Annotated in this window: 24 protein-coding genes; 8 read left to right on the top strand and 16 right to left on the bottom strand. The window is 60.0% G+C overall.

The annotated features are described in order from the left end of the window. Positions 1 to 100: 100 nt before the first annotated feature. Together rpsI and rplM are read right to left on the bottom strand one after the other, a co-directional pair. Complete coding sequence (gene rpsI, locus ACKXGA_RS11500) at positions 101 to 499, bottom strand: 30S ribosomal protein S9 (protein ID WP_005929995.1); 399 nt, start codon at positions 497 to 499, stop codon at positions 101 to 103. Positions 500 to 516: 17 nt separating this feature from the next. Beyond that, positions 517 to 945, bottom strand: a complete 429-nt coding sequence (rplM, locus tag ACKXGA_RS11495; protein WP_005929998.1) for a 50S ribosomal protein L13 — start codon at positions 943 to 945, stop codon at positions 517 to 519. A gap of 287 nt (positions 946 to 1,232) precedes the next feature. On the opposite strand from rplM, the gene ACKXGA_RS11490 reads away from it, so the two are divergent. From ACKXGA_RS11490 to lepA, 4 genes are read left to right on the top strand one after another with little or no spacing between them, the layout of a single operon-like run. Further along, positions 1,233 to 1,802, top strand: coding sequence for a hypothetical protein (locus ACKXGA_RS11490; protein ID WP_423729532.1), 570 nt, complete (start codon positions 1,233 to 1,235; stop codon positions 1,800 to 1,802). Beyond that, positions 1,799 to 2,599, top strand: a complete 801-nt coding sequence (locus tag ACKXGA_RS11485; protein ID WP_423729531.1) for a tRNA 2-thiocytidine biosynthesis TtcA family protein — start codon at positions 1,799 to 1,801, stop codon at positions 2,597 to 2,599. The genes ACKXGA_RS11490 and ACKXGA_RS11485 overlap by 4 nt, the downstream gene beginning before the upstream one ends. Next, positions 2,580 to 3,785 (top strand): alanine racemase, encoded by a 1,206-nt coding sequence (gene alr / locus ACKXGA_RS11480; protein WP_223453434.1) that lies wholly within the window; start codon positions 2,580 to 2,582, stop codon positions 3,783 to 3,785. The genes ACKXGA_RS11485 and alr overlap by 20 nt, the downstream gene beginning before the upstream one ends. Before the next feature lie 22 nt (positions 3,786 to 3,807). Beyond that, positions 3,808 to 5,619, top strand: a complete 1,812-nt coding sequence (lepA, locus tag ACKXGA_RS11475) for a translation elongation factor 4 (RefSeq protein ID WP_156074506.1) — start codon at positions 3,808 to 3,810, stop codon at positions 5,617 to 5,619. A 106-nt stretch (positions 5,620 to 5,725) separates the two neighbouring features. On the opposite strand, the gene ACKXGA_RS11470 is transcribed toward lepA, so the two are convergent. Both ACKXGA_RS11470 and ACKXGA_RS11465 read right to left on the bottom strand, forming a co-directional pair. Then, positions 5,726 to 7,123 carry a hypothetical protein gene (locus tag ACKXGA_RS11470; protein ID WP_156058931.1) on the bottom strand — a complete coding sequence of 466 codons (1,398 nt, stop codon included), beginning with the start codon at positions 7,121 to 7,123 and terminating at the stop codon, positions 5,726 to 5,728. Positions 7,124 to 7,143: 20 nt separating this feature from the next. Continuing rightward, positions 7,144 to 7,509 (bottom strand): hypothetical protein, encoded by a 366-nt coding sequence (locus ACKXGA_RS11465; RefSeq protein ID WP_156058929.1) that lies wholly within the window; start codon positions 7,507 to 7,509, stop codon positions 7,144 to 7,146. Positions 7,510 to 7,627: 118 nt separating this feature from the next. Between ACKXGA_RS11465 and ACKXGA_RS11460 the strand changes: the two genes are divergently transcribed. After that, positions 7,628 to 7,849, top strand: coding sequence for a helix-turn-helix domain-containing protein (locus tag ACKXGA_RS11460; protein ID WP_117534224.1), 222 nt, complete (start codon positions 7,628 to 7,630; stop codon positions 7,847 to 7,849). 67 nt (positions 7,850 to 7,916) lie between these two features. Here the strand turns inward: ACKXGA_RS11460 and ACKXGA_RS11455 are convergent, their stop codons facing one another. From ACKXGA_RS11455 to glmM, 3 genes are read right to left on the bottom strand one after another with little or no spacing between them, the layout of a single operon-like run. Further along, a complete protein-coding gene (locus tag ACKXGA_RS11455) occupies positions 7,917 to 8,198 on the bottom strand; it encodes a hypothetical protein (RefSeq protein WP_186851637.1) in 282 nt (93 codons plus the stop codon). A gap of 11 nt (positions 8,199 to 8,209) precedes the next feature. Next, a complete protein-coding gene (locus ACKXGA_RS11450) occupies positions 8,210 to 8,644 on the bottom strand; it encodes an InlB B-repeat-containing protein (RefSeq protein WP_423729530.1) in 435 nt (144 codons plus the stop codon). A 25-nt stretch (positions 8,645 to 8,669) separates the two neighbouring features. Continuing rightward, positions 8,670 to 10,055 carry a phosphoglucosamine mutase gene (gene glmM, locus ACKXGA_RS11445; RefSeq protein WP_098923474.1) on the bottom strand — a complete coding sequence of 462 codons (1,386 nt, stop codon included), beginning with the start codon at positions 10,053 to 10,055 and terminating at the stop codon, positions 8,670 to 8,672. A gap of 229 nt (positions 10,056 to 10,284) precedes the next feature. Here glmM and ACKXGA_RS11440 point away from each other — a divergent pair, with 229 nt between their 5' ends. Genes ACKXGA_RS11440 through ACKXGA_RS11430 form a run of 3 tightly spaced genes read left to right on the top strand, consistent with a single transcriptional unit; the run spans position 10,285 to position 13,405 of the window. Next, a complete protein-coding gene (locus ACKXGA_RS11440) occupies positions 10,285 to 11,361 on the top strand; it encodes a sensor histidine kinase (RefSeq protein ID WP_207697862.1) in 1,077 nt (358 codons plus the stop codon). Then, entirely contained in the window at positions 11,351 to 12,076 is a 726-nt protein-coding gene (locus tag ACKXGA_RS11435) for a response regulator transcription factor (protein WP_097770172.1), read from the top strand. Before ACKXGA_RS11440 ends, ACKXGA_RS11435 begins: the two co-directional genes overlap by 11 nt. Before the next feature lie 9 nt (positions 12,077 to 12,085). Beyond that, complete coding sequence (locus tag ACKXGA_RS11430) at positions 12,086 to 13,405, top strand: SLC13 family permease (protein ID WP_423729529.1); 1,320 nt, start codon at positions 12,086 to 12,088, stop codon at positions 13,403 to 13,405. Positions 13,406 to 13,528: 123 nt separating this feature from the next. Here ACKXGA_RS11430 and ACKXGA_RS11425 read toward each other — a convergent pair whose 3' ends face one another. The 9 genes from ACKXGA_RS11425 to rsmH are packed head-to-tail and all read right to left on the bottom strand — an operon-like array spanning position 13,529 to position 25,653. Beyond that, positions 13,529 to 15,007: a UDP-N-acetylmuramoyl-L-alanyl-D-glutamate--2,6-diaminopimelate ligase gene (locus ACKXGA_RS11425; RefSeq protein WP_098923478.1), complete on the bottom strand. Its 1,479-nt coding sequence runs from the start codon at positions 15,005 to 15,007 to the stop codon at positions 13,529 to 13,531. A gap of 15 nt (positions 15,008 to 15,022) precedes the next feature. After that, the gene (locus ACKXGA_RS11420; protein WP_423729528.1) at positions 15,023 to 16,651 is read right to left on the bottom strand and encodes an FtsQ-type POTRA domain-containing protein; all 1,629 of its coding nucleotides are present in this window, start codon (positions 16,649 to 16,651) and stop codon (positions 15,023 to 15,025) included. Positions 16,652 to 16,687: 36 nt separating this feature from the next. After that, entirely contained in the window at positions 16,688 to 17,815 is a 1,128-nt protein-coding gene (gene murG, locus ACKXGA_RS11415) for an undecaprenyldiphospho-muramoylpentapeptide beta-N-acetylglucosaminyltransferase (protein ID WP_156068967.1), read from the bottom strand. A 12-nt stretch (positions 17,816 to 17,827) separates the two neighbouring features. After that, positions 17,828 to 19,102, bottom strand: a complete 1,275-nt coding sequence (locus tag ACKXGA_RS11410) for an FtsW/RodA/SpoVE family cell cycle protein (RefSeq protein ID WP_317393837.1) — start codon at positions 19,100 to 19,102, stop codon at positions 17,828 to 17,830. A 13-nt stretch (positions 19,103 to 19,115) separates the two neighbouring features. Further along, a complete protein-coding gene (locus tag ACKXGA_RS11405) occupies positions 19,116 to 20,153 on the bottom strand; it encodes a glycosyltransferase family 4 protein (RefSeq protein ID WP_423729527.1) in 1,038 nt (345 codons plus the stop codon). Between the two features lie 9 nt (positions 20,154 to 20,162). Next, a complete protein-coding gene (locus ACKXGA_RS11400) occupies positions 20,163 to 21,527 on the bottom strand; it encodes a UDP-N-acetylmuramoyl-tripeptide--D-alanyl-D-alanine ligase (protein ID WP_117476443.1) in 1,365 nt (454 codons plus the stop codon). Positions 21,528 to 21,541: 14 nt separating this feature from the next. Further along, entirely contained in the window at positions 21,542 to 24,097 is a 2,556-nt protein-coding gene (locus ACKXGA_RS11395; protein ID WP_117476444.1) for a peptidoglycan D,D-transpeptidase FtsI family protein, read from the bottom strand. Between the two features lie 60 nt (positions 24,098 to 24,157). Then, the gene (locus ACKXGA_RS11390) at positions 24,158 to 24,646 is read right to left on the bottom strand and encodes a hypothetical protein (protein WP_005930066.1); all 489 of its coding nucleotides are present in this window, start codon (positions 24,644 to 24,646) and stop codon (positions 24,158 to 24,160) included. Between the two features lie 38 nt (positions 24,647 to 24,684). Next, positions 24,685 to 25,653: a 16S rRNA (cytosine(1402)-N(4))-methyltransferase RsmH gene (rsmH, locus tag ACKXGA_RS11385; protein WP_005930069.1), complete on the bottom strand. Its 969-nt coding sequence runs from the start codon at positions 25,651 to 25,653 to the stop codon at positions 24,685 to 24,687. Positions 25,654 to 25,847 lie beyond the last annotated feature (194 nt).

Genomic DNA, 25,847 nt, shown 5'->3' with positions numbered 1-25,847 from the left:
CCGCCGGAGATGCGCAGTCGTGCTCCCCAGTTCTCCGGGAACGCAGGCAACAAAAAACGGCTCTGCCGAAGCAGAGCCGTAAAGATACATCTGAAATAAATCAGCGCTTGGAGAACTGGGGTGCACGACGTGCAGCCTTCAGACCGTACTTCTTACGCTCCTTCATACGAGGATCGCGGGTCAGGAAGCCAGCCTTCTTCAGAACAGAACGATTCTCATCGCTCTGCTGCAGCAGGGCGCGGGACAGGCCGTGGCGGATAGCGCCAGCCTGGCCGGAAACACCGCCGCCAGAAACGCGGACGACGACATCGTACTTGCCCTCCAGGCCCAGCAGGACCAGCGGAGAACGGACGATCAGCTTCAGGGTCTCCAGACCGAAGTAGTTGTCGATATCACGATCGTTGATGGTGATCTTGCCGGTGCCGGTGTAAACGCGAACGCGGGCAACGGAATCCTTACGACGACCAGTGCCGTAGAAATAAGGTTTGGTTTCGTACATGTTCGATTGCCTCCTTCTTAGAACTCGATCTTCTCGGGCTTCTGAGCTGCGTGAGCGTGCTCGGCACCCTGGTAGCAGTGCAGACGGGTCAGAGCCTTAGCACCGATGGTGTTGGAAGGGATCATGCCCTTGATAGCGTAGGTCATAGCCAGGTCGCTGTTCTCAGCCATCAGCTTGCTGTACTGGACCTTCTTCAGGCCGCCAATGTACTTGCTGTGGGTGATGTGGAACTTCTGCTCAGCCTTCTTGCCGGTCAGAACTGCCTTGTCGCAGTTGACGACAACGACGTAATCGCCGCAATCGACATTGGGGGTGTAGTTGACCTTCTGCTTGCCGCGCAGCAGAACAGCGGCCTCAGCAGCGACGTGACCCAGGCTCTTGCCGGTTGCGTCGAGCAGATACCACTTGCGCTCGACTTCAGCGGGCTTTACGAGAGTAGTGCTCATATCTATTTCCTCCTGATAAGTGTTTGGTACGATTCAGGCACCTTTGGGGCGCGAGTGTCAGTATACAACACAAAAAAGCGCCTGTCAACATCTTTTTGCGATTTTTTCAGTGGAAATTTTTATATCTCTCAAAATCTCTTGAATCCTCTTAAAATCTCGCGATTTCTAGAATCGTATTTTCAAAAAGTTTTTCAGCCTCCGGGGGGCAAATTTGTCCCGGCGGCGCTACAATTTTGCCGTCGAGTGTGTTATACTATATAAGATATTGTAAAAAGGAGATTTTTCCCATGCCGAAAGACATTCACACACAGGATCCCTCCCAGCAGCGGGCCTCCAGGCTGCTGCTTGCCATGGGCGTGATCGTGCTTTTGGGTGCGCTGGCCTACTTTGGGCTGACGCTGGCCGTCAACCGCCGCACTCCTGCCAACCCCGACACCCACTTTGATGCGGAAAACGGCATCTCGGTGGATTATGAAAGTGCCGTCTGGCCTGTCTGCCAGATGACCGAGGATGCTGCGCTGGGCCATGCGCTGCAGCTGGCTTCCGGTGAGGACAGCGCCAACGCCAACTATCAGGTGGTGCTGTTCCAGCGGGGAGACAAAGCCACTTACGAAGATTTCATCGGCCAGTCGGAAGCCGACCTGAAAGCAGCCTACGGTGTCATCAGCCCCCGCAAGGTCAAGCTGCAGGTGGGGGGTGCCACGGTCACTGCCGTGCGCTGTGATATCCAGGCCTACTACGCCGTGCTGGCCACCATCGAATACGACAGCGGCGATGTAGTCTATGTCTCCGGCCTGACCAAACTGGCCTCCATCAGCGATATCGTCAATCTGGTGGAAAGCGTGAGCCTGACATGAGCGATCCACACGCCATGCAGCGGCTCTGCGGCCTGATGCGCAAGGCCGTGCAGGATTACGAGATGATCTCCCCCGGTGATAAGATCATGGTGGGCGTTTCGGGCGGCAAGGACAGCGTGGCCCTGACCATCGGGTTAGCCCAGCTGCGCCGTTACCTCGGCTTTGATTATGAGGTCGTGGCCGTCACCCTTGACCCGCAGTTTGACCACCAGGCTGTGGATTACAGCCCGCTGGCGGCGCTGTTCGCCCGGTATGAGGTTCCCTACGAGGTGCGCCGCACCGAGATCGGCCCCATCGTGTTTGAATACCGGCAGGAAAAGAACCCCTGTTCCCTCTGCGCCAGGCTGCGCCGGGGCGCGCTGCACACGGCGGCGCAGGAGCTGGGCTGCAATAAAGTGGCACTGGGCCACCACCTCGATGATGCTGTCGAGACCTTTTACATGAATCTCTGGCGGGAGGGCCGCATTGGCTGCTTCTCCCCGGTCACCCAGCTGGACCGCCGGGGCCTGACCCTGATCCGCCCCATGCTGCTGGCCACCGAACACGAGGTGCGTTGTGCGGTAAAGGAGGAGGACTTCCCCATCGTCAAGAGCCGCTGCCCCGCCGACGGTGTGACCGTGCGGGAGCAGACCAAGGATTTTGTCCGGGAGCGCTGCCGCACCGACCACGCTTTCCGGCAAAAAACGCTCCATGCCCTGCAGGAGAGCGGCATTGATGGCTGGCGGCCGGTCCATACAGGCCGCGCTTCCAATCCATCCCCAAAGGAGGGAATGCATCATGCAGATGCAGAACTTTGAAAAACATGTCTGGGCTGAGATCGACCTCGATGCCCTGCGGGCCAACTTCCGCACCGTAAAGCAGCGGGCAGGCAGCCTGCCCCTGTGTGCCGTGGTCAAGGCCGACAGCTACGGCCACGGTGCCGTCCAGTGCGCCCGGGTCTTTGCGCAGGAAGGCGCTTCCTGGTTGGCTGTCAGCTGCCTGGCTGAGGCCCTGCAGCTGCGCAGGAGTGGCCAGACCCTGCCCATCCTCATTCTGGGCCATGTGCAGCCCACATACGCTGCCGCCCTCATCCGGGACGATATCACCGCGGCCTGCTATTCCCTGCCCCAGGCCAAAGCCCTGAGCGAGGCCGCACAGGCCGCCGGGGGCCGGGTCAAAGTGCATCTGGCTGTGGATACCGGCATGGGCCGCATCGGCTTTGCTCTGCGCACCGATTTTGATGCCGCCATTGCCGAGGCCATTGCCGCCTGCACCCTGCCTGGCCTGGAAATGACCGGCCTGTTCCAGCACTTCTCGGTGGCCGATGACACCGCCGAGGAAAACATTGCCTACACCGCCGAGCAGCACCGGCTCTTTGTGCAGGCCTGCAGCGCCCTGACGGCAGCCGGGCACGAGCCCGGCATCGTCCACTGCGACAACTCGGCCGGTGTGATGCTCCACCCGGACTGGCCCGAGGGCCTGCCCCGGGCACACTGCATGGCCCGCCCCGGCATCATCCTGTACGGCTTTGACCCCAGCGATGAAGTCCGCTTCGGGCTGTTCCGCCCGGTGATGAAGCTCAAGACCGTGGTCAGCATGGTCAAGGTGCTGCAGCCGGGCCAGTCCACCAGCTATGGCCGCCGGTTCACAGCAGAGCGGCCCACACCGGTGGCCACCCTCTGCACCGGCTACGCCGATGGCTACCCCCGCCAGCTCAGCTGCGGCAAGGGTATCGTGGAGATCCACGGCACGCCCTGCCCGGTGCTGGGCCGGGTCTGCATGGATCAGATGATGGTGGATCTCTCCGCTGTGCCCGGCACGGTGCAGGAGGGGGACGAAGCCATCCTGTGGGGCGGCACTGTCAGCGACAGTGCGGAGGACATCGCCCGCAAGACCGATACCATCACCTACGAGGTGCTCTGCGGCGTTTCCCGCCGGGTGCCCCGTGTTTATCTGGAACACGGCACGACCGCTGCCGTGGAGGACTGGATCCTGAACGACTAACACACTCTCCCGGAGGAATTACATGGCAAGAGACAACATCCGAAATTTCTGCATCATTGCACACATCGACCACGGCAAGTCCACCCTGTCGGACCGCATTCTGGAGCTGACCAAGAGCGTGGACGAGCGCACCATGGAGGATCAGATCCTCGATAACATGGACATCGAGCGGGAGCGCGGCATCACCATCAAGGCCCGCGCCGTTACCCTGAACTACACTGCCAAGGACGGCAAGACCTACGAGTTCAACCTCATCGACACCCCGGGCCATGTGGACTTTGCCTACGAGGTCAGCCGCAGTCTGGCCGCCTGTGAGGGTGCCATTCTGGTGGTGGATGCCACCCAGGGTGTGGAGGCCCAGACGCTGGCCAACACCTATATGGCGCTGGAGCATGATCTGGAGCTGGTACCCATCCTGAACAAGATCGACCTGCCCAGCGCCCACCCGGACGAGGTGGCCCAGGAGGTGGAGGATGTGATCGGCCTGCCCTGCATGGATGCGCCCCGCGTCTCTGCCAAGACCGGTCTGAACGTTGATCAGGTGCTGGAGCGGGTGGTCAGCGATATCCCCGCCCCCACCGGCGACCCGGATGCTCCCCTCAAGGCCCTGATCTTTGACAGCATCTACGACAGCTACAAGGGCGTTATCGTCTACATCCGCGTGTTCGAGGGCACCGTCAAGCCCGGCGACACCATCAAGATGATGGCCACCGGGGCCGAGTTCACGCTGGTAGAGGTGGGCCACATGGGTGCCACCAGCCTGACCCCCTGCAGCCAGCTGCAGGCCGGCGAGGTCGGCTACCTGACCGCCAGCATCAAGACCGTGCAGGACACCCGCGTGGGCGATACCGTCACACTGGCAGACCGCCCCACCTCCGAGGCCCTGCCCGGCTACCGTCAGGTCAAGCCCATGGTGTTCTGCGGCATCTACCCCGCCGACGGTGCCAAGTACCCCGACCTGAAGGACGCGCTGGAAAAGCTGCAGCTGAACGACGCTTCCCTGACCTTTGAACTTGAGACCAGTGCCGCACTGGGCTTTGGCTTCCGCTGCGGCTTCCTGGGCCTGCTCCACATGGAGATCATCACCGAGCGTCTCGAGCGGGAGTTCGACCTGGACATCATCACCACGACCCCCAGCGTCCGCTACCGCCTGACCATGACGGACGGCACCGTGGAGATGATCGACAACCCGTCCAGCTACCCGGACCCCTCCAACATCGTCAAGCAGGAGGAGCCTTTTGTGGATGTCCACCTCTACACCCCCAACGATTACGTGGGTGCCCTGATGGATCTGTGCCAGCAGAAGCGCGGCGTGCTCATCGACATGAAGTATCTGGACGATGTCCGCGTGGATCTGCACTACGCCCTGCCTCTGGGCGAGATCGTCTACGACTTCTTCGATGCCATCAAGAGCCGCAGCCGCGGTTACGCCAGCTACGACTACGAGTTCAAGGAGTACCGCGAGAGCGATCTGGTCAAGCTGGACTTCCTGCTGAACGGCGACCCTGTGGACGCACTCTCCATGATCGTGTTCCGGGACAACGCCTACGCCAAGGGTCGCCGCATCTGCGAAAAACTGCGGGACAACATTCCCCGCACCCTGTTTGAGATCCCGGTGCAGGCCGCCATCGGCGGCAAGATCATCGCCCGCGAGACCGTCAAGGCCATGCGCAAGGACGTGCTGGCCAAGTGCTACGGCGGCGATATCTCCCGCAAGAAGAAGCTGCTGGAAAAGCAGAAGGAGGGCAAAAAGAAGATGCGCCAGCTCGGCAGCGTCTCCCTGCCCAGCGAAGCCTTTACCGCTGTGCTGAAGCTGGACAGCGACGACAACTGATTCTTTATCCCTTCTATCATAGAATAACAGCAACAGCCCCCACCAGATACAGCAAAAAGCTGCATACCGTGGGGGCTGTTGCATTATTCTTGCCCTTCTTTACTTATCAGCATAAAAATTCAGCCGAACCATTTTTATCTATTCTTACAATTTCTCCATTTATTGTTGCATAGAGCGATTCATTATAAATCTCATAGGCCGAATTCCAATATCCATTTGCTCCATCAAATACAAACGTTTCTACGTCACTAAGATTCTGTCCCACCTGATTGATTGTCGTATAATAGTCATTTTCTTGACTCACTGTTACCAGTAATCCATCTTTCGTTGGATATATGCTCTTTATTGTCCCCTTTTGCGGTTCAACACTCCACGTCCCATCTTTTCTTATGATTCCCCAAAAAGGAACCCCATCAGGATTCAGCATTTGCAATGCAGCATACCCATTCATAAATCGTGGTTCATCAGTTGTAACCGGCTGAATGTTATACTGGCTCAAATCGATGATACAGTTCAAGTGAATATCATAAAATCCTGATGGATATTTCTCAAACTCACCTGTATCTCTTCTTGCATCAAGGTAAATCAGCCCCTCTGCCAATACTGGCGTTCCACTTCGCTGTGATTTAATACTCTTCCACTCCGGCAGTTCATTAAAGTCATCGTCCAAAACTCGAATGCTCGGTGCTGTCTGAAACATCACACCATTTTCCATTCTAATCTGACATGCATTAAATTCAGAAATATAATGGAGTTTTCCATTTGCAATGTTTATAAAGACATATCCATTCCATCCTCGGACACGATAAAGCGTTCCTCCGCAATAAATGAACGGAGTAGAGATTCCTTCTGCATTCATATCATATCCAGCATTCACAAGTGTCTCATAAAGATCATTCGGATTAAGCTCAGAGAACTCTGGCTGTGTCGTATCGCATTGAAAACAGATTGAGCCATCCATTTTTCTTGCGGTAAACGTAACTTTTGTCCCATCGATTCCATCTTCTCTCTTTATCGACCATAGAAGAACGCCCTCTTCATCCTTTGCAAACCGGATAATTTTTTCATTCTCTGGAAGCCATGATACCAGCAGCTGCGTTCCGTCTTCTGTTGCCATCATCCCATTACTAAGTAAGCACATACCATTATAGTATCCAGACACAACCCTGCTTCCGTCTTCAAACAGGTGATGAACCATTCCCTGTGCATCAAAAAGAACGCTTTTGTTCGATTGACCATCTCTGATTTCGCCTACTGAAAGTTCATCAAAATTGGGGAATGTCAAGTAAACATGCCCCTCTCCCACAGCTTCTAACAAACTCATCTTATCCGTAACGTTTTCCGCTGCTTTTTCAGAATCCACTATAGTTTCTTGTTGTTCAGACACACTTTTTCCATCTTGCGGATTCACTGTATCCGAAGCGCTTTTATTTTCCTGACTGCACCCGCAGAACAGTAACAAGGATATTATTGTAAAAAGCACAATATTCTTTAAGTTTTTCATATTGTCCTCTCCCGGAAGCTTTAATGTTTTAACGCTTCTTCAGCCGTATGATAATATGTGACAGTTTCACCATTGGGCAACTCAAGTTCAAGCGAATTATCATCGACAGCTGTAATAGGATAGGTTCTTGTTTCTCCATAGAAATCTGTAAGTTTCAAGGTATCTTCATCTACAATGCTCCATTTTCCCTGTCCGTAGTCTCCTCGAATCTGACAAGTACCATCATCATAAAGCGAAAGGGACAGTCGATCATCTCCTTGGAGATACCAATCCCCACTCATCAGCTCTTCTTTACTTTTTCCGCAACTCGACAACATTCCCATTCCACTTATGAGCACTGCAATTGTGGCCATTCTCAAGAAGTTTCGACGTGTAATCTCTTTCATTTTGCATCCTCCTCAAGCAATTCCTGTATTTTTGATATCCAATTGGATATCATACACCCAGCATAGCATCTCCTTGCGGTATTGTCAAGATATCCATTCAGATATCAGGAGGATTTTTATGGCCTACTACCGCCGAATCCGTGACATGCGCGAAGATCACGACTTAACTCAACGTCAACTTGCCGCCATTCTAAAAATGCCACAATCTCAGTATAACCGCTATGAACAAGGACTAAGAGACATTCCAACCGTTACATTAATTCAACTTGCTGATCTATACCATACCTCTACCGATTATCTTCTTGGTCGAATAGAAAATCCGGAATTTCCCAAAACATAAACAGAGAGCTCCCCCTGCATCATTTTGCTGCGATGCAAGAGAGCTCTCTATTTATTGTCTTACTTTCTCAGTTCAGGTTTATGAACCAGTTCATGGTATCCTTGATGCCTTCCATGGAATTCTTGATGATCTTTCCATAGACATAAATGGTATACGCCGCTCCGACGATCTGCACAAAGGCTTTTCCAAGCTCCACGCCATAGCTCAGCAGCGGCTTGACCTGATGCCAGAGGGGGCGGATCTGATCCTTCAGCTCCCCCACCCAGGCAGGAGCGCCGCCGGAGACCTGCTCCAGCTCCTCAGCGGGAATGACGGTGCACTGCGCCGGAAATTTTAAGTTCTGCTGCATGTCCGCTCCTCTCAAAGTGCCAGACTTGCCAGCAGCACCAGAACGACGCTTCCGGCCGCCAGCCCCATCGTTGTAAGAAGGGTGTCCGGATCTACCTCTTTCTCTTCTACCACTTCCGCGCTGCCGCCGTTGGCAGACCAATGGGCATAGACGGTGGTATCCGCACCAAACGCCGTATCGTTGGCTTTGACCTGCACATCAATGGGAAAACCGGTAACATCATCGGTGCCAGAGGTATACCAGCCATCAAAGGTATAGCCCTCCATGCTGGCACCGGGCAGGCTGCCCAGTTTGCCCTCGTCATTGGTGCGCTCTGCGGCAGAGGTACAGATACCGCCGTTGGCATCAAAATAGACGATGACCTTTGCCGCAAAAGCGGTGGGGGTACACAGGCAGACCGCCAGCACACAGGCCAGCCCCGTCAGCATCCGTTTGAATTTCTTCATCCTGCGCTCTCTTTCCGGTTCAGCGTCAGACGCTGTAGCCCTGTGCCTTGATGACATCCACCACCTGAGAAACATACTTCTGGCAGGTGTCGTGGTCGGGGGCCTCCACCATCACACGGACCACCGGCTCGGTGCCGGACTCCCGGACAAGGATGCGGCCGGTATCGCCCAGTGCCTCGGCCACCGCCTTGACAGCGGCCTGCACAGCAGCATCGTCCTGCGCGGCCTTCTTATCGGTCACACGGACATTTTCCAGCACCTGCGGGTAGATCTTCAGCGGGGCGGCCAGCGCACTCAGAGGCTTCTTCTTGGCCAGCATGACCTCCATCATCTTCAGGCTGGTCAGGATGCCGTCACCGGTGCTGGCGTACTTGGAGAAGATGATGTGGCCGCTCTGCTCACCGCCGATGCGGCAGCCGTTCTTGGCCATATACTCGTAGACATACTTGTCACCCACGGCAGTCTTGGCGTAGCCGATGCCCTGCTCGTCAAAGGCCTTGTACAGACCAAAGTTGGACATGACCGTGGTAACGACGGTATTGGTCAGCAGTTTGCCGCGCTCCTTCATGTAGCAGCCGTAGATGTACAAGATGTGGTCACCGGTGATCACATTGCCCTTTTCGTCCACGCAGAGGCAGCGGTCTGCATCGCCGTCATAGGCAAAGCCCACGTCCAGACCCTTTTCCACCACGAACTTCTGCAGGCCCTCGATGTGGGTGGAACCTGCGTTCAGGTTGATGTTCAGGCCGTTGGGCTGGTTGTTGATGACATAGGTGTCTGCGCCCAGCGCATCAAACACGCTCTTGGCAATGTTCCAGCTGGCACCGTTGGCGCAGTCCAGACCCACCTTGATGCCCTTGAAGGAGTAGATGCCCAGGCTGATCAGGTAGCCCATGTAGCGGTTGCGGCCCGCCACATAGTCCACGGTGCAGCCGATATGCTCCCGGTGGGCAAAGGGCAGCTCCGGCCAGTCCTGATCAAAAACATGGAGCTTGCCGTCGATGTAGTCCTCCACCAGCAGCAGGGTCTCCTCCGGCATCTTTTCGCCGTAGCAGTCGATCAGCTTGATGCCGTTGTCGTAGAACGGGTTATGGCTGGCGGAGATCATAATGCCGCAGTCAAAATCATCCACGCGGGCAATGTAGGCCACGCTGGGGGTGGTGGTGACGTGGAGCAGGTAGGCATCTGCGCCGGAAGCGGTCAGGCCCGCCACCAGGCTGTACTCAAACATATAGCTGGAGCGGCGGGTATCCTTGCCAATGACGATGCGGGCAGGCTCGTTGTTGCCGCTGCGCTCCCGCAGTGCATTATAATACCAGCCCAGAAAACGGCCTACCTTGTAGGCGTGGTCGGCGGTCAGGTTCACTCCGGCCTCGCCACGGAAGCCGTCGGTTCCAAAATATTTTCCCATGATTCTCTTCTCCTTCTATTGCAACGTTACGTTTTCTCTTATCCCTGAGAGCGCTCTCTCCTTGCTCTTATTCTTTATAATAGCATAAAACCGGAAAAGAATCCATGGGTTTGGGCATTCTGTGCAGCCCACCCTCGGAACAACAGCTCTTTTTTCAGCCTTTACTGCATCTTTAGGAAAAGTATGGTATACTTTTCATCTGGAGTAGAATAGATATGGAGGGATCCCCATGAAGCAGAAGACCCGCTGGCACGACGCGCTGGTCCTGGCCGCTGTGCTGTGCGCCGCCTTTCTCATCGTGACCGGCACACAGCAGATCACCGGCCGGATCGATGGTGTTGCATCGATGGTGTTTGTTCTGGCAGTTTTTTTGATCTCGATCTATACGGATGGTTATGTGTGGGGCGTGGTGGCTTCCCTGATCGGCGTGCTGGCCGTGAATTTTGCGTTCCGCTCCCCTTACTTTGCCTTCAACTTCACTCTGCCGGAAAACCTGTTCTCAGGCATGGCGATGCTGGTGGTGTCCATTATGACCAGCACCCTGACCACCCGCATCAAAAAGCAGGAACAGCTGCGGATGGAGAGTGAGACCGAAAAGATGCGGGCCACCCTGCTGCGGGCCGTCTCCCACGATCTGCGCACGCCCCTTACTTCCATTTACGGGGCCTGTTCCACGGTCATTGAAAATTATGACAGCCTGGAAAAAGAGCAAAAATTAAAACTTCTTGGCGAAGCCTGTTCCGATGCCCAGTGGCTGAACCGGATGGTGGAGAACCTGCTGTCCGTCACCCGCTTTGACGGCGGGCAGGTAGCCGTGCAAAAGACCCCCACCGTGCTGGACGAGCTGATCGACACCGTGCTGGTGCGGTTCCAGAAGCGCTACCCCAAGGTGCCCGTTACCACCTACCTGCCCGACAGCTTCATTGTGATCCCCATGGACTCGATGCTGATCTCGCAGGTGCTGACGAACCTTTTGGAGAATGCCGCCGTCCATGCCGAGGGGATGACCCAGCTGACCCTGCGGGTGTTCACGCTGGGCAGCCGGGCGGTGTTTGAGGTATCGGACAACGGCTGCGGCATTCCGAAGGAGCGCCTGCGCACCCTGTTCACCGGTGTGCTGCCCGCCGATGCCGCGGCCGACAGCGGCAAGCACGGCATGGGCATCGGCCTTTCGGTCTGTGCCGCCATCGTCAAGGCACACGGCGGCGAGATTCAGGCCGAGAGCAAGGTGGGCGAGGGCACCAGCATCCGCTTCTGGCTGGAGACCGAATCGATCGAGACGGAGGAAAACGAAGATGAGCAATAACAAATTCAAGGTTCTGGTCGTGGAAGATGAGGCCAACATCTGCAGCTTTATTGAGACGCTGCTGGAGACCAACGGCTATCAGGCCCTTGTTGCCAACACCTGCGCCATGGGCCAGACCCTGTTCACCTCCCACAATCCGGACCTTATCATCCTGGATCTGGGCCTGCCTGACCGGGACGGGCTGGAGCTCATCCGTTTTGTGCGGCAGAAGTTCCTGACCCCCATCGTCGTGCTCTCGGCCCGCACCACCGAGCAGGACAAGATCGAAGCGCTGGATCTGGGAGCCAACGATTACATCACCAAACCCTTTGGCACCGGCGAGCTGCTGGCCCGGGTGCGCGCCGCCCTGCGCACCAACCGCTTCGGCGTGCTGGGCGGGATGCCCGGCGGCGTGTTCCGGGCACAGGGGCTTGAGATCAACTACGAGCGCCGCAAGGTCTTTGTGGACGGTGCCGAGATCAAGCTGACCCAGACCGAATACAACATCGTAGCCTTCCTCTCGGAACATGCAGGCCGGGTGATGACCTATGCCGCCATCGTGCGGGCCATCTGGGGCGATACCGACTGCGGCAGCACCAAAAAGCTGCAGGTCAACATGGCAAACATCCGCAAAAAGCTGGGCAGCGTGCCCGGCCGCAACACCTATATTCTGAACGAACTGGGCGTGGGATACCGGATGATCGACGAGGACACCGATGCCAGGCCCGAAAGCTGAGGACTGCGTATGCTTCCTGCACTGATCATTTTTCTGCTGACCTATCTTCTGATGCTGGCCCTGCCGCAGTACCGGCCTTTTGCCGCGCTGGGCGGGGCCGCTCTGTTTCTGGCTCTGGGCGCGGCGGGCCTGTGGGACTTCACCCTGATGGATGCCACCCGGGCCGTGGACTTCAATGTCCTGCTGATGATGGCGGGCACCATGGGCACGGTCTCCCTCTTTATTGAGAGCAGGATGCCCGCCCGGCTGGCCGAGCTGCTCATCGTGCGGGTGCCCAATGTGAAATGGGCCGTGTGTATGCTGGCCCTTTTTGCCGGGGTCATCAGCGCCTTTGTGGACAATGTTGCCACGGTGCTCATGGTGGCCCCGGTGGGCCTTGCCATTGCCCGCAAGCTCAGGATCTCCCCCGTGCCCGTCCTCATCTCCATTGCGGTCTCCTCCAACCTGCAGGGAGCCGCCACCCTTGTGGGCGACACCACCAGCATCCTGCTGGGCGGCTTTGCGGGGATGAACTTCTTCCATTTCTTCTGGATGGAGGGCAGGCCCGGCATCTTCTTCGGGGTGGAGCTGGGGGCGCTGGCCTCTCTGGGCGTGCTGCTGTTCACTTTCCGGCACGAGACCCAGCCCATCTCGGCCACGGTGGAGACCGAGGTCACTGACACCGTTCCCTCCACCCTGATGCTGCTGACAGTGGGCCTGCTCATCGCGGCCTCCTTCCTGCCCCAGCCTGCGGGCGGTCTGCCGCTGGCGCTCTATGGCCTGCGCAGCGGTCTGATCTGTGCAGGGGTCTGCCTGTTCGGCATCCTGCGCGCCTGCCTGCGCCGCCGCTCGTTCGCGCCGTTCCGGCTGGCGGCCCGGGAGCTGGACTGTGACACCCTGCTGCTGTTGTTCGGGCTGTTCATCCTGATCGAGGGCATCCGCAAGGCCGGGGTCATCGATGCCGCCGCCCAGCTGTTCTACACCCTCTCCGGTGATGATCCCTTCCGGCTCTATACCCTGCTGGTATTCGTCTCGGTGGGCCTTTCTGCCTTCATCGACAACATCCCCTATGTGGCCACCATGCTGCCGGTGGTGCAGGGCATTGCCGGGCTGATGAACGGCGGTGCAGGCTTCCCGCCCGAGCTGTTTTATTTCGGCCTGCTCACGGGTGCAACTCTGGGCGGCAACCTGACCCCCATTGGCGCTTCGGCCAACATTGCAGCCATCGGCATCCTGCGCAAGCAGGGTGAGCAGGTGCGCACCCGTGATTTCCTGCGCATCGGCATTCCGTTCACGCTGGCAGCCGTCCTGACAGGCTATGTGTATCTCTGGCTGGTGTGGGGCGCGTAAGTGCTGCCGTAGCCGTGCGAGTGTCGGCCGCCTGCAAATTCGATCCTGCTGAGCCGAAGGCCTGCGCGCCAAAGCAGAAGCAAAAAACGCGCTGTGTCCAACGACACAGCGCGTTTTTCTCATTTATTCCAACCCGATCTGCTGGGCGTATTCTTCCAGCAGCTCCCGCTCCAGGAAGGGGGTTTTCACGCCCTCACGGTCGCGGTAGGTCTCGTGGCCCTTGCCGATGACGGCGATCAAGTCGCCCTCCTGGGCGTGATCCACGGCGTAGTGGAGCGCGTCCAGACGGTCGGGGATCTCCACAAACTTGGCATCGGGGTTGCCCTTGTTCATGCCCACCCGGATATCGGCGAGGATGTCCTCGATCTTCTCAAAGCGGTTGTTGTCCTCGGTCAGGATGGAGAAATCCGCCATTTTCGCACAGGTCTCGCCCATGCCGTAGCGGCGCAGCTTGGAGCGGTTGCCGCCGCAGCCGAACACCACCACCAGCCGGTGGGGGTGATACGCCCGCAGGGTGGTGAGCAGGCTCTCGGTGGAGACCTCGTTGTGGGCGTAGTCCAGCAGGATGGTGAACTTTTTGCTGATGGGCACCAGCTCCACGCGGCCCTTGACCACGCACTTGCCCAGACCCTCGTGGATGGCGGCATCGGGCAGGCCCAGCACCTTGCCCACGGCCAGGGCAGCCAGCGCGTTGTAGACGCTGAACTCGCCGGGCATGTTCACCCTGACATCCATGTTGTCTCTGCCGGAGACGTGGAACGCCACGCCCAGAAAATCGTGGGTGCGCAGCAGCTCACAACCCTCGGCGCGGTAGTCGGCCTTTTCACTGCGGCCATAGGTCACCAGCTTGCAGGTGTGGCCTTCCAGCAGGGCTTCGGTGTTTTCATCATCGATGTTCACCACGCCCACATCACACCGCCGGAAGAGCTGCCCCTTCCAACTGCGGTACTCCTCAAAGGTCTTGTGCTCACCGGGGCCGATGTGGTCGGGGGAAAGGTTGGTGAACACACCGATATCATAGTGCACCCCCGCCACACGGTCCATCATCAGGCCCTGGCTGGACACCTCCATCAAGGCCACATCGCAGCCTGCATCCAGAAACTGACGGAAGGTCTTTTGCAGCTCGTAGCTCTCAGGGGTGGTGTTGGCGGTCTCCTGATGGCGGCCCATGAAGTAGATGCCGTTGGTGCCGATCATGCCGACTTTTTTCCCGGCAGCTTCCAGCACGCTCTTGATCATGTGGGTGGTGGTGGTCTTGCCCTTGGTTCCGGTCACGCCGATCATGGTCATCTGGCGGGAGGGGTTGCCAAAGAGGTTGCCGCTCATCAGCGCCATGGCATAGCGGCTGCTCTCCACCTTGACCACGGTCACGCCGGGCATGGCAGAAAGGTCAATGTCGTGCTGGATGACCAGCACGCTCACGCCCTTGGCGGCGCAGTCCGCGGCAAACTCGTGGCTGTCACGCTGGGTGCCCACGATGCAGACAAAGGCAAGGCCCGGGGCTGCCTTCCGGCTGTCGTAGATGATGTCCTGCACTTCGGTATCCAGGCTGCCCTGCACCAGGGTAAAGGGCACGCCTTCCAGTAATTGTTCCAGCTTCATAACATTACACGCTCCTCATTGGGTCTTTTGGGTTTGATTTGCATCGCCCGCCGCCGGGGTCGTTCCTTCGGCGGGGGTCGGCTGTGCCGTCGGTCCGGCCTCGGGGCCTGCCGGGGCCGCGGCGGTATCCGTTGGTGTTTCGGCAGCGGCATCTGCGGCGGCTTCGCCCTCTGCCGGGGCAGTGCCGTCTGTGGCCGTGCCTTCTGCCGTTTCACCGGTCACACCCGCTTCCGTAGGAGTTTCCTCCACCGGTTCAGGCACGATGTAGCCGGAGGGCAGCTCCGGCTCACCCTGTGCAAAGGTGAACTTGCGGGTGCTGGACATGCTGATATGGGTGAAGTCCAGCTTTCCGGTGTCGGTCGCGGCACAGCCCTTGCCGTCCTCATTCAGCAGGACGTGCTTTGCCAGCTTGAGCTTATATTCCAGCTCGTTCAGAGTGCCCAGCCAGACGCTGATGCGGTCCTGATAGAGGAAAGCCATCTCGTCCACATCCGCAAACTCGATGCGGGTCACGTCGGCGCTCATGCCTGCGGCATCCAGCGCGGCCAGCAGGGTGTTCAGGCTTTCCAGCCGCTGGTCCGCCTCCTCCTCAACAGTGCCGGAGGCGCTGCTGTCGGCGGCGCTGTCCGGGGTGCTGTCCGGGGTGCTGTCGACCTTGGGCTCCGCCGCAAAGGTCAGCTGTTCGCCGGGCTCGGCAGAGACCGGTTCGCCGCCGTACAGAGTGGGCAGACCGGCAGGCTGAGCAGAATCCTTCTCCAGGATCTTCAGGCCGCCCGAGAGGGTCAGCCAGCCGGAGGAGGTCTGCATGGCCCAGGCAGGCCGGGCCTCTGTCACCCGCACCACCACGGTTCCGGGGTAATCCCGCTCCACCCGGATATCCTCCAGCATGGGGAACACTTTTTCCAGCGCGGCGGCTTTGCTGCCGGGGTCAAAGCTGAAGATATTCTCTTCCGGATGGACATCCAGCGCCTGCAGGATCTGGTCGCTGGTATAGCCGCCGGCCTCCTGCACCACACCGTCCGCTGTCTGCACCTGAATGGAGCTGATCTTGAACAGCATCGTCACGGTGAGGTAGACCCCCGCGCCGATAACGCAGAGCAGCATGACAAGGGCCGTGAGCCGCCGCATGAGCCTGCGCCGCCGGATGGCGGCCCGGGTCAGCTTCCGCTTTTTCCTGCCCTCCCGCCGGACGGGGTCACGCCGGGCGTTCTGCCCCTGCACCGGCCGCATCCGCTGGCCGTTGCGGCGCTGGGCATTCCTGTTCTGGCCGCTGGCCGGGCGGCGGTTCCGCTGATTGCCCCCGGAGGTGCGCCGCTGGCCATTCTGCCCACCGCGGGGGCGCTGTGCGCCGCTCTGGCTGCTCCGCCCGCCGGTGGGAAAGGTGATGCTGTTATCCGGGTAGGAGCCGTAGTTCACCGTGCGTTCCGTATACCGGCTGGGGCGGGGCGCATCGGGGTCATAATTGGGGTTCGTGATGGGGTGGCCGCCGGAGGAATATCCTGCGTACCCGCTGTACCCCAGGTCACTGCCTGCACCCGCGCTGCTGCGGCGCTGGGTGCTCTGCCCGCCGCGCCGGTCATCCCGGGCCTGATCGTAGGCCCGGCGGCGCTTGCGGTTCCGGCTGTTCCGGTCATTCTGCGGCATCCGGCTGCACCTCCTTTCCTCTGTTTTTTCCTTCCGTTACGGGGTCTTGACCAGCTTGAGCAGGGCATCCGCAATGCGGTCCAGGCTGTCGTCCACCGACAGGCTCCGGGCATTGCGGCCCATCTCAGCCAGCTTGCCGGGCTGGGCCAGCATCCCGGAAACGGTCTGCACCAGCTTTTCGCCGGTCAGGTCTTTTTCCTCAATGACCACGGCGGCACCGGCCTTCTGCAGCTCCATGGCGTTGTAATACTGGTGGTTCTCTGCCACGTTGGGGCTGGGGATGAGCACAGCGGCACGGCCCACAGCCTCCAGCTCGGCCAGTGTCAGGGCACCGGCGCGGCTGATGACAAGGTCCGCTGCGGCCAGCAGCTCGGGCATATTGTTGATGTATTCCTTCACCACAAGGCTCTCGCCGGGGGCAAAGCCCTTTTCCTTTTCCAGATCCTGAAACAGCTGCACGCCGTACTGGCCGGTGGCATGGAGATGGAGGACGGGCTTGTGGTTTTTCTGCTCCCAGGCGCAGAGGTCGGCCACCACCTCGTTCACACGGCGGGCACCCAGACTGCCGCCGAAGGAGAGGATCACGGTGCGGTCGCCTGCACCCAGTTCGGCACGGATGGCTTCCCGGTTCTTCGCCTGGGTGAACACCTCAGGCCGGACGGGGTTGCCCACCACGATGGTCTTTTCGGGTGCGCCCAGCTTTTCCACGGCGGCGGGCACAGCGGCAAACACGATGTCCACATCCGGGGCCAGCAGCTTGTTGGTCACGCCGGGAAAGGCGTTCTGCTCATGCAGGGCGGTCTTGATGCCCTGTCTGGCGGCGCAGCGCACCACCGGGCCGGACACATAGCCGCCGCAGCCAATGACCAGGTCGGGCTGGATGTCCTTCATCATCTTTTTGGCCTTGGGGCCGGAGAGTGCCAGATTCCACAGGGTAATGAGATTCCGCTTGATATTGTTCAGGCTCAGCTTCCGCTGAAAGCCGGTGATCTCGATGTGATGGAAGGGATAGCCCGCCTGTGTGACCAGACGGTACTCCATGCCCTCCTTCCGGCCCGCAAAATGGATCTCGGCGGTGGGGTCGGCTTTTTTGATGGCTCCCGCAATGGCCAGAGCCGGGTTGATATGGCCGGCAGTGCCGCCGGCTGCAATGAGTACACGCATCTTGGTTCCTCCTTACTGTTCTGTCTGCGCTCTGCGCGCGGTATCCAGCACAATGGTCTTTGCCTTGCGCTGGCGCTCCCGCTCGGCGTGGGCTTCCTCCCGTTCCAGGCGGGCCCGTTCGCCGTTGCGTCCGATATTGACCATAACGCCCATCTCGGCCAGCAGCAGGATCAGACTGGTGCCGCCGGAGGAGAAGAAGGGCAGCGAAATGCCGGTGTTGGGCAGGGTGTTGGTGACAACGGCGATGTTGCAGAACACCTGCCAGGCGATCTGCGCCATGATGCCGATGCCCACCAGCGTGCAGAACCGGTTTTCGGCATGGAAGGCGATCCAGAAGCCCTGCACCAGAAAGAGGACGAACAGCACGATGACGATCACCGCGCCGACGAAGCCCAGTTCCTCGCACACGACACTGAAGATAAAGTCGTTGGTGCTCTCCGGCAGCCAGAGCTGCTTTTCGATGCTGTTGCCCAACCCCAGCCCCGTGGCACCGCCTGAGCCGATGGCGTACAGGCTCTGCTTGGTCTGGCTGGTCATCCGGTCAAGATCCTGCGTCCAGCCGTCCAGACGGCTCTGCAGGTAGTCGATGGAGTCCACGTGCTTCAGCAAAGTCTCCAGCAGGAACAGCGCGGCACCGGCACAGCCCCAGGTAATGATGCCGCCGCTGCCGCCCAGCAGCAGGATGGTGCCCACGATGGCTGTGGTCAGCAGGATGCCCGACATGTGGGGCTCCAGCACCAGCAGGATCAGGACAGGCACCAGCCACAGGATGGGCCGGATGAGCTCCACCACGATGCTGTGGTGGACCCACTTGCGCAGGGGCATCTCGCCGAATCTGACCTGCGGGGTCCTGGCAGCGATGTCTGCCGTGAGCAGGATCATCTCAAATTTTGCCACCTCGGAGGCCTGCAGGGTCAGGCCGCCGAAGCTGATCCACCGGCGGCAGCCGTTGATGGGGCTGCTGAACAGCACCAGCACCAGCAGGATCAGGCAGACGATATAGCCCAGCTTGACCATTCTGCGCAGGAAGCGGTGGTCAAAATAGGAGAACAGGAACATCATGCCCAGGCCCAGCACCGTGCAGAGCAGCTGGGATTTGATGTAATGGAAGCTATCCCCAAAGCGGAGATAGCCCGTGGTATAGCTTGCGCTGAACAGCATGACCAGCCCGAACACCATGATGATGGCCAGGGTCGCCATCCAGTTGAGCAGGATGGGCGGCCAGGGGCCGGGGTCCCGCTGAAAGACGGAAAACGGCTCTGCTTTTTTTCTGCGGAGTGTTGCCAAACTGCACCCCTCCTTAACTGATTTTTGCCAGCTGAACGGTCAGCGCCACGCCCAGCATGGCAATGACACAAAAGGTATAAAAGATCTGTTCCGCGCTCTGGCCCCGCAGCTCCAGCCAGCGGTGGAGCGGTGCCGAGCGGAACAGCTGCCTGCGGCCCCGGCTGACCTTGCAGACCAGGATCTGCAGGGCCACCATGCCGCCCTCCAGCCAGAAGGGCAGGGCCAGCGGCAGGGTGAGGCCGGGCCAGCCGATGCACAGGGGAACGCACCCCAGCATCCCGGCCAGAAACAGGCTGCCCACGCTGCCCAGCCGCAGCTTTGCGGGCGGGAAGTTCCAGAGCAGGAATGCCATCAGGGAACCGGCCAGTGCGGCGGGCAGAACGCCCAGCGGGAACCAGCCCAGCAGGGTCATCACCCCCATCAGGCCCAGCATGGCCGCAAAGGACGTGCCGCAGACGATGCCGTCCATGCCATCGGCAATGCGGGCGCACTCGGCCAGTGCGACCAGCAGCCCTTCCCACAGCAGCGGGGCGGCAATGCCCAGATCGACATAGCCCACACCCGGCAGGGTGATCCCGGCTGCAAGGCAGCCTTTGGCTCCCAGCAGCACCAGCACCACGGCACCGGCAGCGGCTTCCAGCCCAAGGCGGGTGCGCCGCCGCAGGCCCAGCACGGAACGGCTGCGGATGCGGGCCAGATCCTCCAGCAGACCCACGCCGCCAAAGAGCAAAGCTCCCAGCAGCGCTGTGAGCAGCCGGACCGAGAACAGGCTCTCGGCCCCCAGCAGCTCAGGCTGGGCCACACAGGCGGCTGTCCAGCCCACGCCCACAGCAGCCAGCACCCCCACCATCAGGCAGAGCCCGCCCATGGTGGGAGCCTGCGGCGGGCGCTCCGGCTCGGCATCCGGCGCTTCCTGCCCGGGTGTCTGCCGGGCCTTGGGCTCATCCCAGCGTCCCTGGAACGCCCGCAGCAGCGGCACCATCAGATTCCCGAGCGCCGCCGTGAGGAAGAACCCCAGCGTTGAGGCGGCGATCAAGGCGAAACGAATCATAGCTCGATGTTACTCCTTGTAAAAGATCTCCAGCACTTTTTCCAGTGCCATGCCGCGGCTGGCCTTGACCAGCAGGGCATCGCCGGGCTGCATTTTCTGCAGCAGGGCATCGGCGGCCTGAGCGTAGGTGTCGGCATGGAGGGTGGGCAGCCCCTTGGCGGCCGCCACCACGGCAATGCGCCTGGCCTGCTCGCCATAGGTAACGAGGTAGTCCACCTTGTTCTCCACGGCCTGACGGCCCACCTCCTCGTGGGCGGCGCGGCTGATATCGCCCAGCTCCAGCATATCGCCCAGCAGGGCAAAGCGGCGCTTGCAGGGATATTCCCTGAACATGGCCAGCGCGGCCTTCATGCTGTCGGGGTTGGCGTTGTAGCAATCCTCAATGACATCCACGCCTCTGACGTGCACCACCTTCTGGCGCATTCCGGTCTGCTCAAAGTCGGCCAGACCTGCAATGACCCGGCGGGCATTCAGCCCCAGACGGGTGGCGGCGCAGTAGGCAGCCAGCGCGTTGGCCACGTTGTGCCGGCCCATGGCGGGGATCTTTACGAGGAAAGTGCCCTCCTCGTGATCCTCCAGCACAAAGCTCATGCCCTTTTCATCCTGCTGGATGGACAGGGCACAGACATCAGCGTTCTCATCGCCCAGGCTGAACCAGACCGGGCGGACATGGTCGGGCAGGACGGCCTTGCGCAGGAAGGGATCATCCCCGTTCAGCACCAGCGGAGCACCCTCCGGCAGACCGGCGCAGATCTCCAGCTTTGCCTTGCAGATGTTCTCCTGACTGCCCAGGTTGCCAATGTGGGACACCCCGATGCAGGTGATGATGCCCACATCCGGGCGGGCGCACTTGCTCAGGCGCTCGATCTCTCCGGCGTGGCTCATTCCCATCTCCACCACGGCGTACTGGGTCTCTTTGCCGATGCGGAACATGGTGCGGGGCAGGCCCAGCTCATTGTTCTGGTTGCCCTCGGTCTTGATGGTACTGCCAAAGCCTGCAATGGCGGCGTAGGTCATCTGCTTTGTGGTGGTCTTGCCCACGCTGCCGGTCACGCCCACCACTTTGGGGTGGAACTGGCTGCGGTAGTTGGCACCCAGCACCATCATGGCGTGGTAGCTGTCCGGGCAGATCACACTCTTCTCCTCCGGCACGCCTTCCACGGGGTGGTTCAGCACCACGCAGAGCGCGCCGTTTTCCAGCGCCTTGGCGGCAAAATCATGGCCGTCGAATTTTTCGCCCGGGAACGCCACAAAGATGCACCCGGGGCAGACCTCACGGCTGTCGGTGGTCACCAGCGTGACCGGGGTCTCGCACTGGGCCAGCGCGTTGACGGCCAGACCCTCCAACAGGATGTTTGCTGCAATTGCTTCCATACTCTCATTCCCCTTTATCCACAGATCAGATGTACGATGGTTCCCCGCTGGACGCTGGAGCCGGGTGCCTCGCTCTGGCTCTGGACCGTGCCGGAACCTTCGACTGTGCAGTTGAGCCCTGCGGCGTTCAGCATCTGCCGGGCAAAGTCCGCGCTCTTGCCGGTCACGTCCGGCACCTCGGCGTGCTTGCCCTCATAGGTATCGGTATACAGATAAACGGTGGTGCCGTAGGGCACCTCTGCCCCTGCGCGGGGGTACTGGTAGGTAACAAGGGCGGCGGTCTGGTCGGATTCGCTCTCGGCCAGGTGATGCTTCAAGCCCTTGATGTTCAGCTGCACCTGCGCGTTGCTCCACTCCTTGCCCGTCAGGTTGGGCACCTTGACGGTGGTGCCGCTGCGGTCCACGCCATCGGTGGCGATGCCCAGATAGGGCGCGATCTCGCTGATGATGTTGCCCACCACCGGAGCCGCCAGAATGGAGGAATAGTCGGTGCGGGCATTGTTGGGGTCGTCCAGCATGACGTAGACCAGGATCTCCGGGTCGTTGGCGGGCAGGACAGCTGCAAAGGATGCCACCTTCTTGTAGTCGCCATCGGCGCGGCGGTCCATGTTCAGCTGCTCGGAGGTGCCGGACTTGCCGCCGATGCGGTAACCTGCAACGTAGGCGTTGCCGCCGCCGCCCTGGGTGCCGTCGCCCACCTCAAACTCCATGATCTGGCGGATGGTCTCGCTGGCGCTCTCGCTGATGACCTGGCGGCGGATGTTGGTGCCGATTTCCTGCACCACATTGCCGTTCTGGTCCGTGATCTTATCCACCACATGGGGGGTGACCAGATAGCCGCCGTTGACTGCCGCCGAGATGGCGGTGCACACCTGCAGCGGGGTCACGGCCATGGCCTGACCAAAGGCGGAGGAGGCCAGCTCCACCTCGCCCAGACGGCTCTTGCTGTAATACTGCATGAAGCTGGTCTCATTGGGCAGGTCCACACCGGTGCGCTCGGTAAAGCCAAAGGCATCAAAATAATCATAGAACAGGCTGGAGCCCACACGCTGGCCCAGCTGGATGAAGTAGATGTTGCAGCTGTTGCGCAGGGCCTCAGCCAGATTCTGGGCCCCGTGCGACTTTCTGCCGGCACAGTGGTAGGTCTGCTTTGCCACGCTGTACGCGCCGGAGCAGTTCAGGGTGGTGTAATAGGTCGCCTTGCCGCTGTCCACACCCATGGCGGCGGTGATGACCTTGAACACGCTTCCGGGGTAGTACAGCTCGGTGATGGTCTTGTTCTTCCACTGGATATCCCGGTAGGTGCCGGTGTAGTCGGCCTCCGCATCCGCGATCTTCTGGCCATTCTCGTCCCGCAGGTAGTTGCCGTTCTCGTCTTTTTTGTAGATGGTGTACAGCTCCGGCTCAGCCTGCACCTGCTCTGTCAGGTAGGCCAGATTGGCGCTGAAATCCTGCGGGTCATTGGGGTCAAAGTCCGGCTTGGAGGCCATGGCAAGGATGGCACCGGTCTTGACATTCATCACAATGGCGCAGCCGCGGTTCTCAACGGTGTTGGCCGCCACGGCCTCGTTCAGGTAGCGCTCCACCACTTCCTGAATGTTCACGTCCAGCGAGAGCACCAGATTGGAGCCGTCCTTGGCGGCGTAGGTGGTGGCGTTTTCATCGGCAATGGCGTTGCCGTAGGCGTTGCGCAGGGTGATGGTGCGGCCGTTCACACCGGCCAGCGTGGACTCATAGGAGTTTTCCAGACCGTACACGCCCTGACCATCCGCATTGCAGAAGCCCAGCACGGCGGCGGCAAAGCGGCCATAGGGGTAATCCCGCTGGAAGCCCTTGGAGGCCGACACCGACACCCGTCCCTTGCGGACAGTGGGGGTGCCGTCGTCGCTCTCCTGCTGGCCCAGGCCCAGCTTGGCCAGGATCTTTTCCAGCGCACCGGCGGATTTTCCGCTCTTGCTGTGGGCCTTGTTGTAGGTCTTGACGTATTCCTCAATGGAGAGCTTGATGGCGTTGTTGACCTTGGTGGCCAGCACCTGATAGGAGCTTTCGTTTTGGGAGAGGGCATCGCAGACCGCCTGATACTGGGTCTGGTACTCTGCTGAAGTGGTGTCCACGCTGTCCAGACTCTCGCCATCGCCCGAAAGCAGGCGCAGGGTGATCTGGGTGCAGACCTCCTTCATGGCGGCCTCATTGATGGTGCGGGTCTCCGCCTTGGTATCCTGATCGGTGGTGGTGGTATACAGGGCCGTGCTGTAAGAGGGGTCGGCCCAGATGGTCCAGACCACGCTGGTGGAGGCCAGCGTGATGCCGCTGGTGTCGTAGATCTCACCGCGGGTGGCCTGAATGGTGCTGTCCAGCAGCTGCTGCTCGGCGGCGTACTGGCGGTAGGTGGCACCGTCGCGGATCTGGATCTTGTACAGGCTGTAGATCACGGTCAGCGCGGCGGCCACCACAAGAAGCACGGCGGCACCAAAGCTGATATGACGCAGCCGGGCACTGAGCCGTGCGTGCGGGTCCGCACTGCGGCGGCGGGCACTGTTCTTTTTGGGATTGGAGGATGGTGTTTGCATTGCGTACTCCCGAAGAAAACCGAAAAAGCGTGCGCTGCCGCACGCTTTTCGTTGTTTGGTTTATTTTGCCGTTCTGACAGAGGCAAGAATGGTCATTGCCCCATCGTGGAGCAGATCCGACCACTGCCGCACAGCGGATGCCTTGCGCACCAGAACGCTGCCCTCATCCAGCCGGATGTAGGTGATCTGGCTCTGGTCGATCTTCATCAGCCCCAGGCGTGTGGCGGTCTCCTCAACACTTGTGATGTTGGTGCGGCTGTTCAGGGCACTGTTGTAGTATGTATACTGGCTCTGCTCGCTCACAAGCTCTGCCTTGGCGCTCTGGATCTGAGAATTCAGCTCCACCAGCTGTGCCTCGCTCCACAGCAGGCTCACCGCAAAGCCCACCAGCAAAGCCGCGCCCACCAGCTGCAGCGCGTGCTGCATGGCGGCCCGCACGGGGTTCAGCCGCTTTTTGCCGCCCTTTTCTACCCGCAGCGGGACTTTGGGCTGTGCCTGCGGCGCTCTTCTGCGCCGAACCTCTGTCATATCGTATGCTGCCTGACCCATGGTGATCTCCTCCTCACATCTCCGGGGCTTTGCCGCCCTCAGATCTTTTCCAAAACCCGCAGGTGGGCCGAGCGGCTGCGCCGGTTCTCTTCCAGCTCCTGCGTGTTGGCTTCAATGGGTTTGCGTGTGATCAGCTTTGCCTTGGCTTTGCCGCCGCAGACGCACACCGGGAACTCCGGCGGGCAGGTGCAGGCGGTGGACCAGCGGCGGAACTTGTTCTTGACCAGCCGGTCCTCCAGCGAGTGGAAGGTGATCACGCAAAGTCTTCCACCCGGTGCGAGATGCGCAAAAATGGTATCCAGCCCCTCTTCCAGTGCGTCCAGCTCATGGTTTACCGCAATGCGCAGTGCCTGGAAGGTGCGGCGGGAGGGGTTTTTGTTCTTCCGGCGCTCCGCCGGGGGCATGGCGCTGGCCACGATATCCGCCAGCTGCAATGTCGTTTCAATGGGGGCAGTTTCCCGGGCTTCCACGATCCTGCCCGCGATCTGCCAGGCGAAGGGCTCCTCGCCGTAATCCCGCAGGATGCGGGCCAGCTCCTCCCGGCTCTCGCTGTTCACGAGATCGGCGGCCGTCTCACCCTCCTGGCTCATCCGCATGTCCAGCGGGGCATCCGCCCGGTAGGAAAAGCCCCGGGCCGCGTCATCCAGCTGATGGCTGGACACCCCCAGATCCAGCAGCGCACCGTTGATCGTTTCAATGCCCAGCTGCTCCAGAGCTTGTCCGGCATAGCGGAAGTTGATCTGCACCACGGTGGCAGGCAGGCCCGCCAGCCGGGCCCGGGCCGTCTGCACGGCATCGGGGTCCTGATCCAGCGAGATGAGCCTGCCGCCCTGCTCGCCGTTCAGCCGCAGGGCGATCTGGCGGGAGTGCCCCGCGCCGCCTGCCGTGCCGTCCAGATAGGTGCCCGCCGGGTCGATCTTCAGGCCGTCCAGGCACTCGTTCAGCAGCACCGGGACATGCTCAAACGAGGCCGGGTCAAAGGGCTGTGCTGTTTTTTCTGTGTCCATGTTCCCAGCCTCCTTTCAAAACTCAGATAAGATCCTGCATCTGCCGCCCTTTTCTGCCCGGAGCTGCTGCCCGGGAAAGCGGCCTGCGGCCTGCCGGGAGTTTGTGGCCCGGTCAGCCTTGAGGATACAATTTTATTGTAACAAAACAGGCCCCTGATTGCAAGAGTTTCCCTTTTGTTTTTTCTCTCAAAATG

It is taken from the genome of Faecalibacterium hominis (ex Afrizal et al. 2022), from assembly GCF_049545105.1.
GTDB classification, from domain to species: domain Bacteria; phylum Bacillota; class Clostridia; order Oscillospirales; family Ruminococcaceae; genus Faecalibacterium; species Faecalibacterium duncaniae.
The sequence above is the reverse complement of the archived record's forward strand: the minus strand, read 5'-3'. Positions and strand labels throughout refer to the sequence as shown.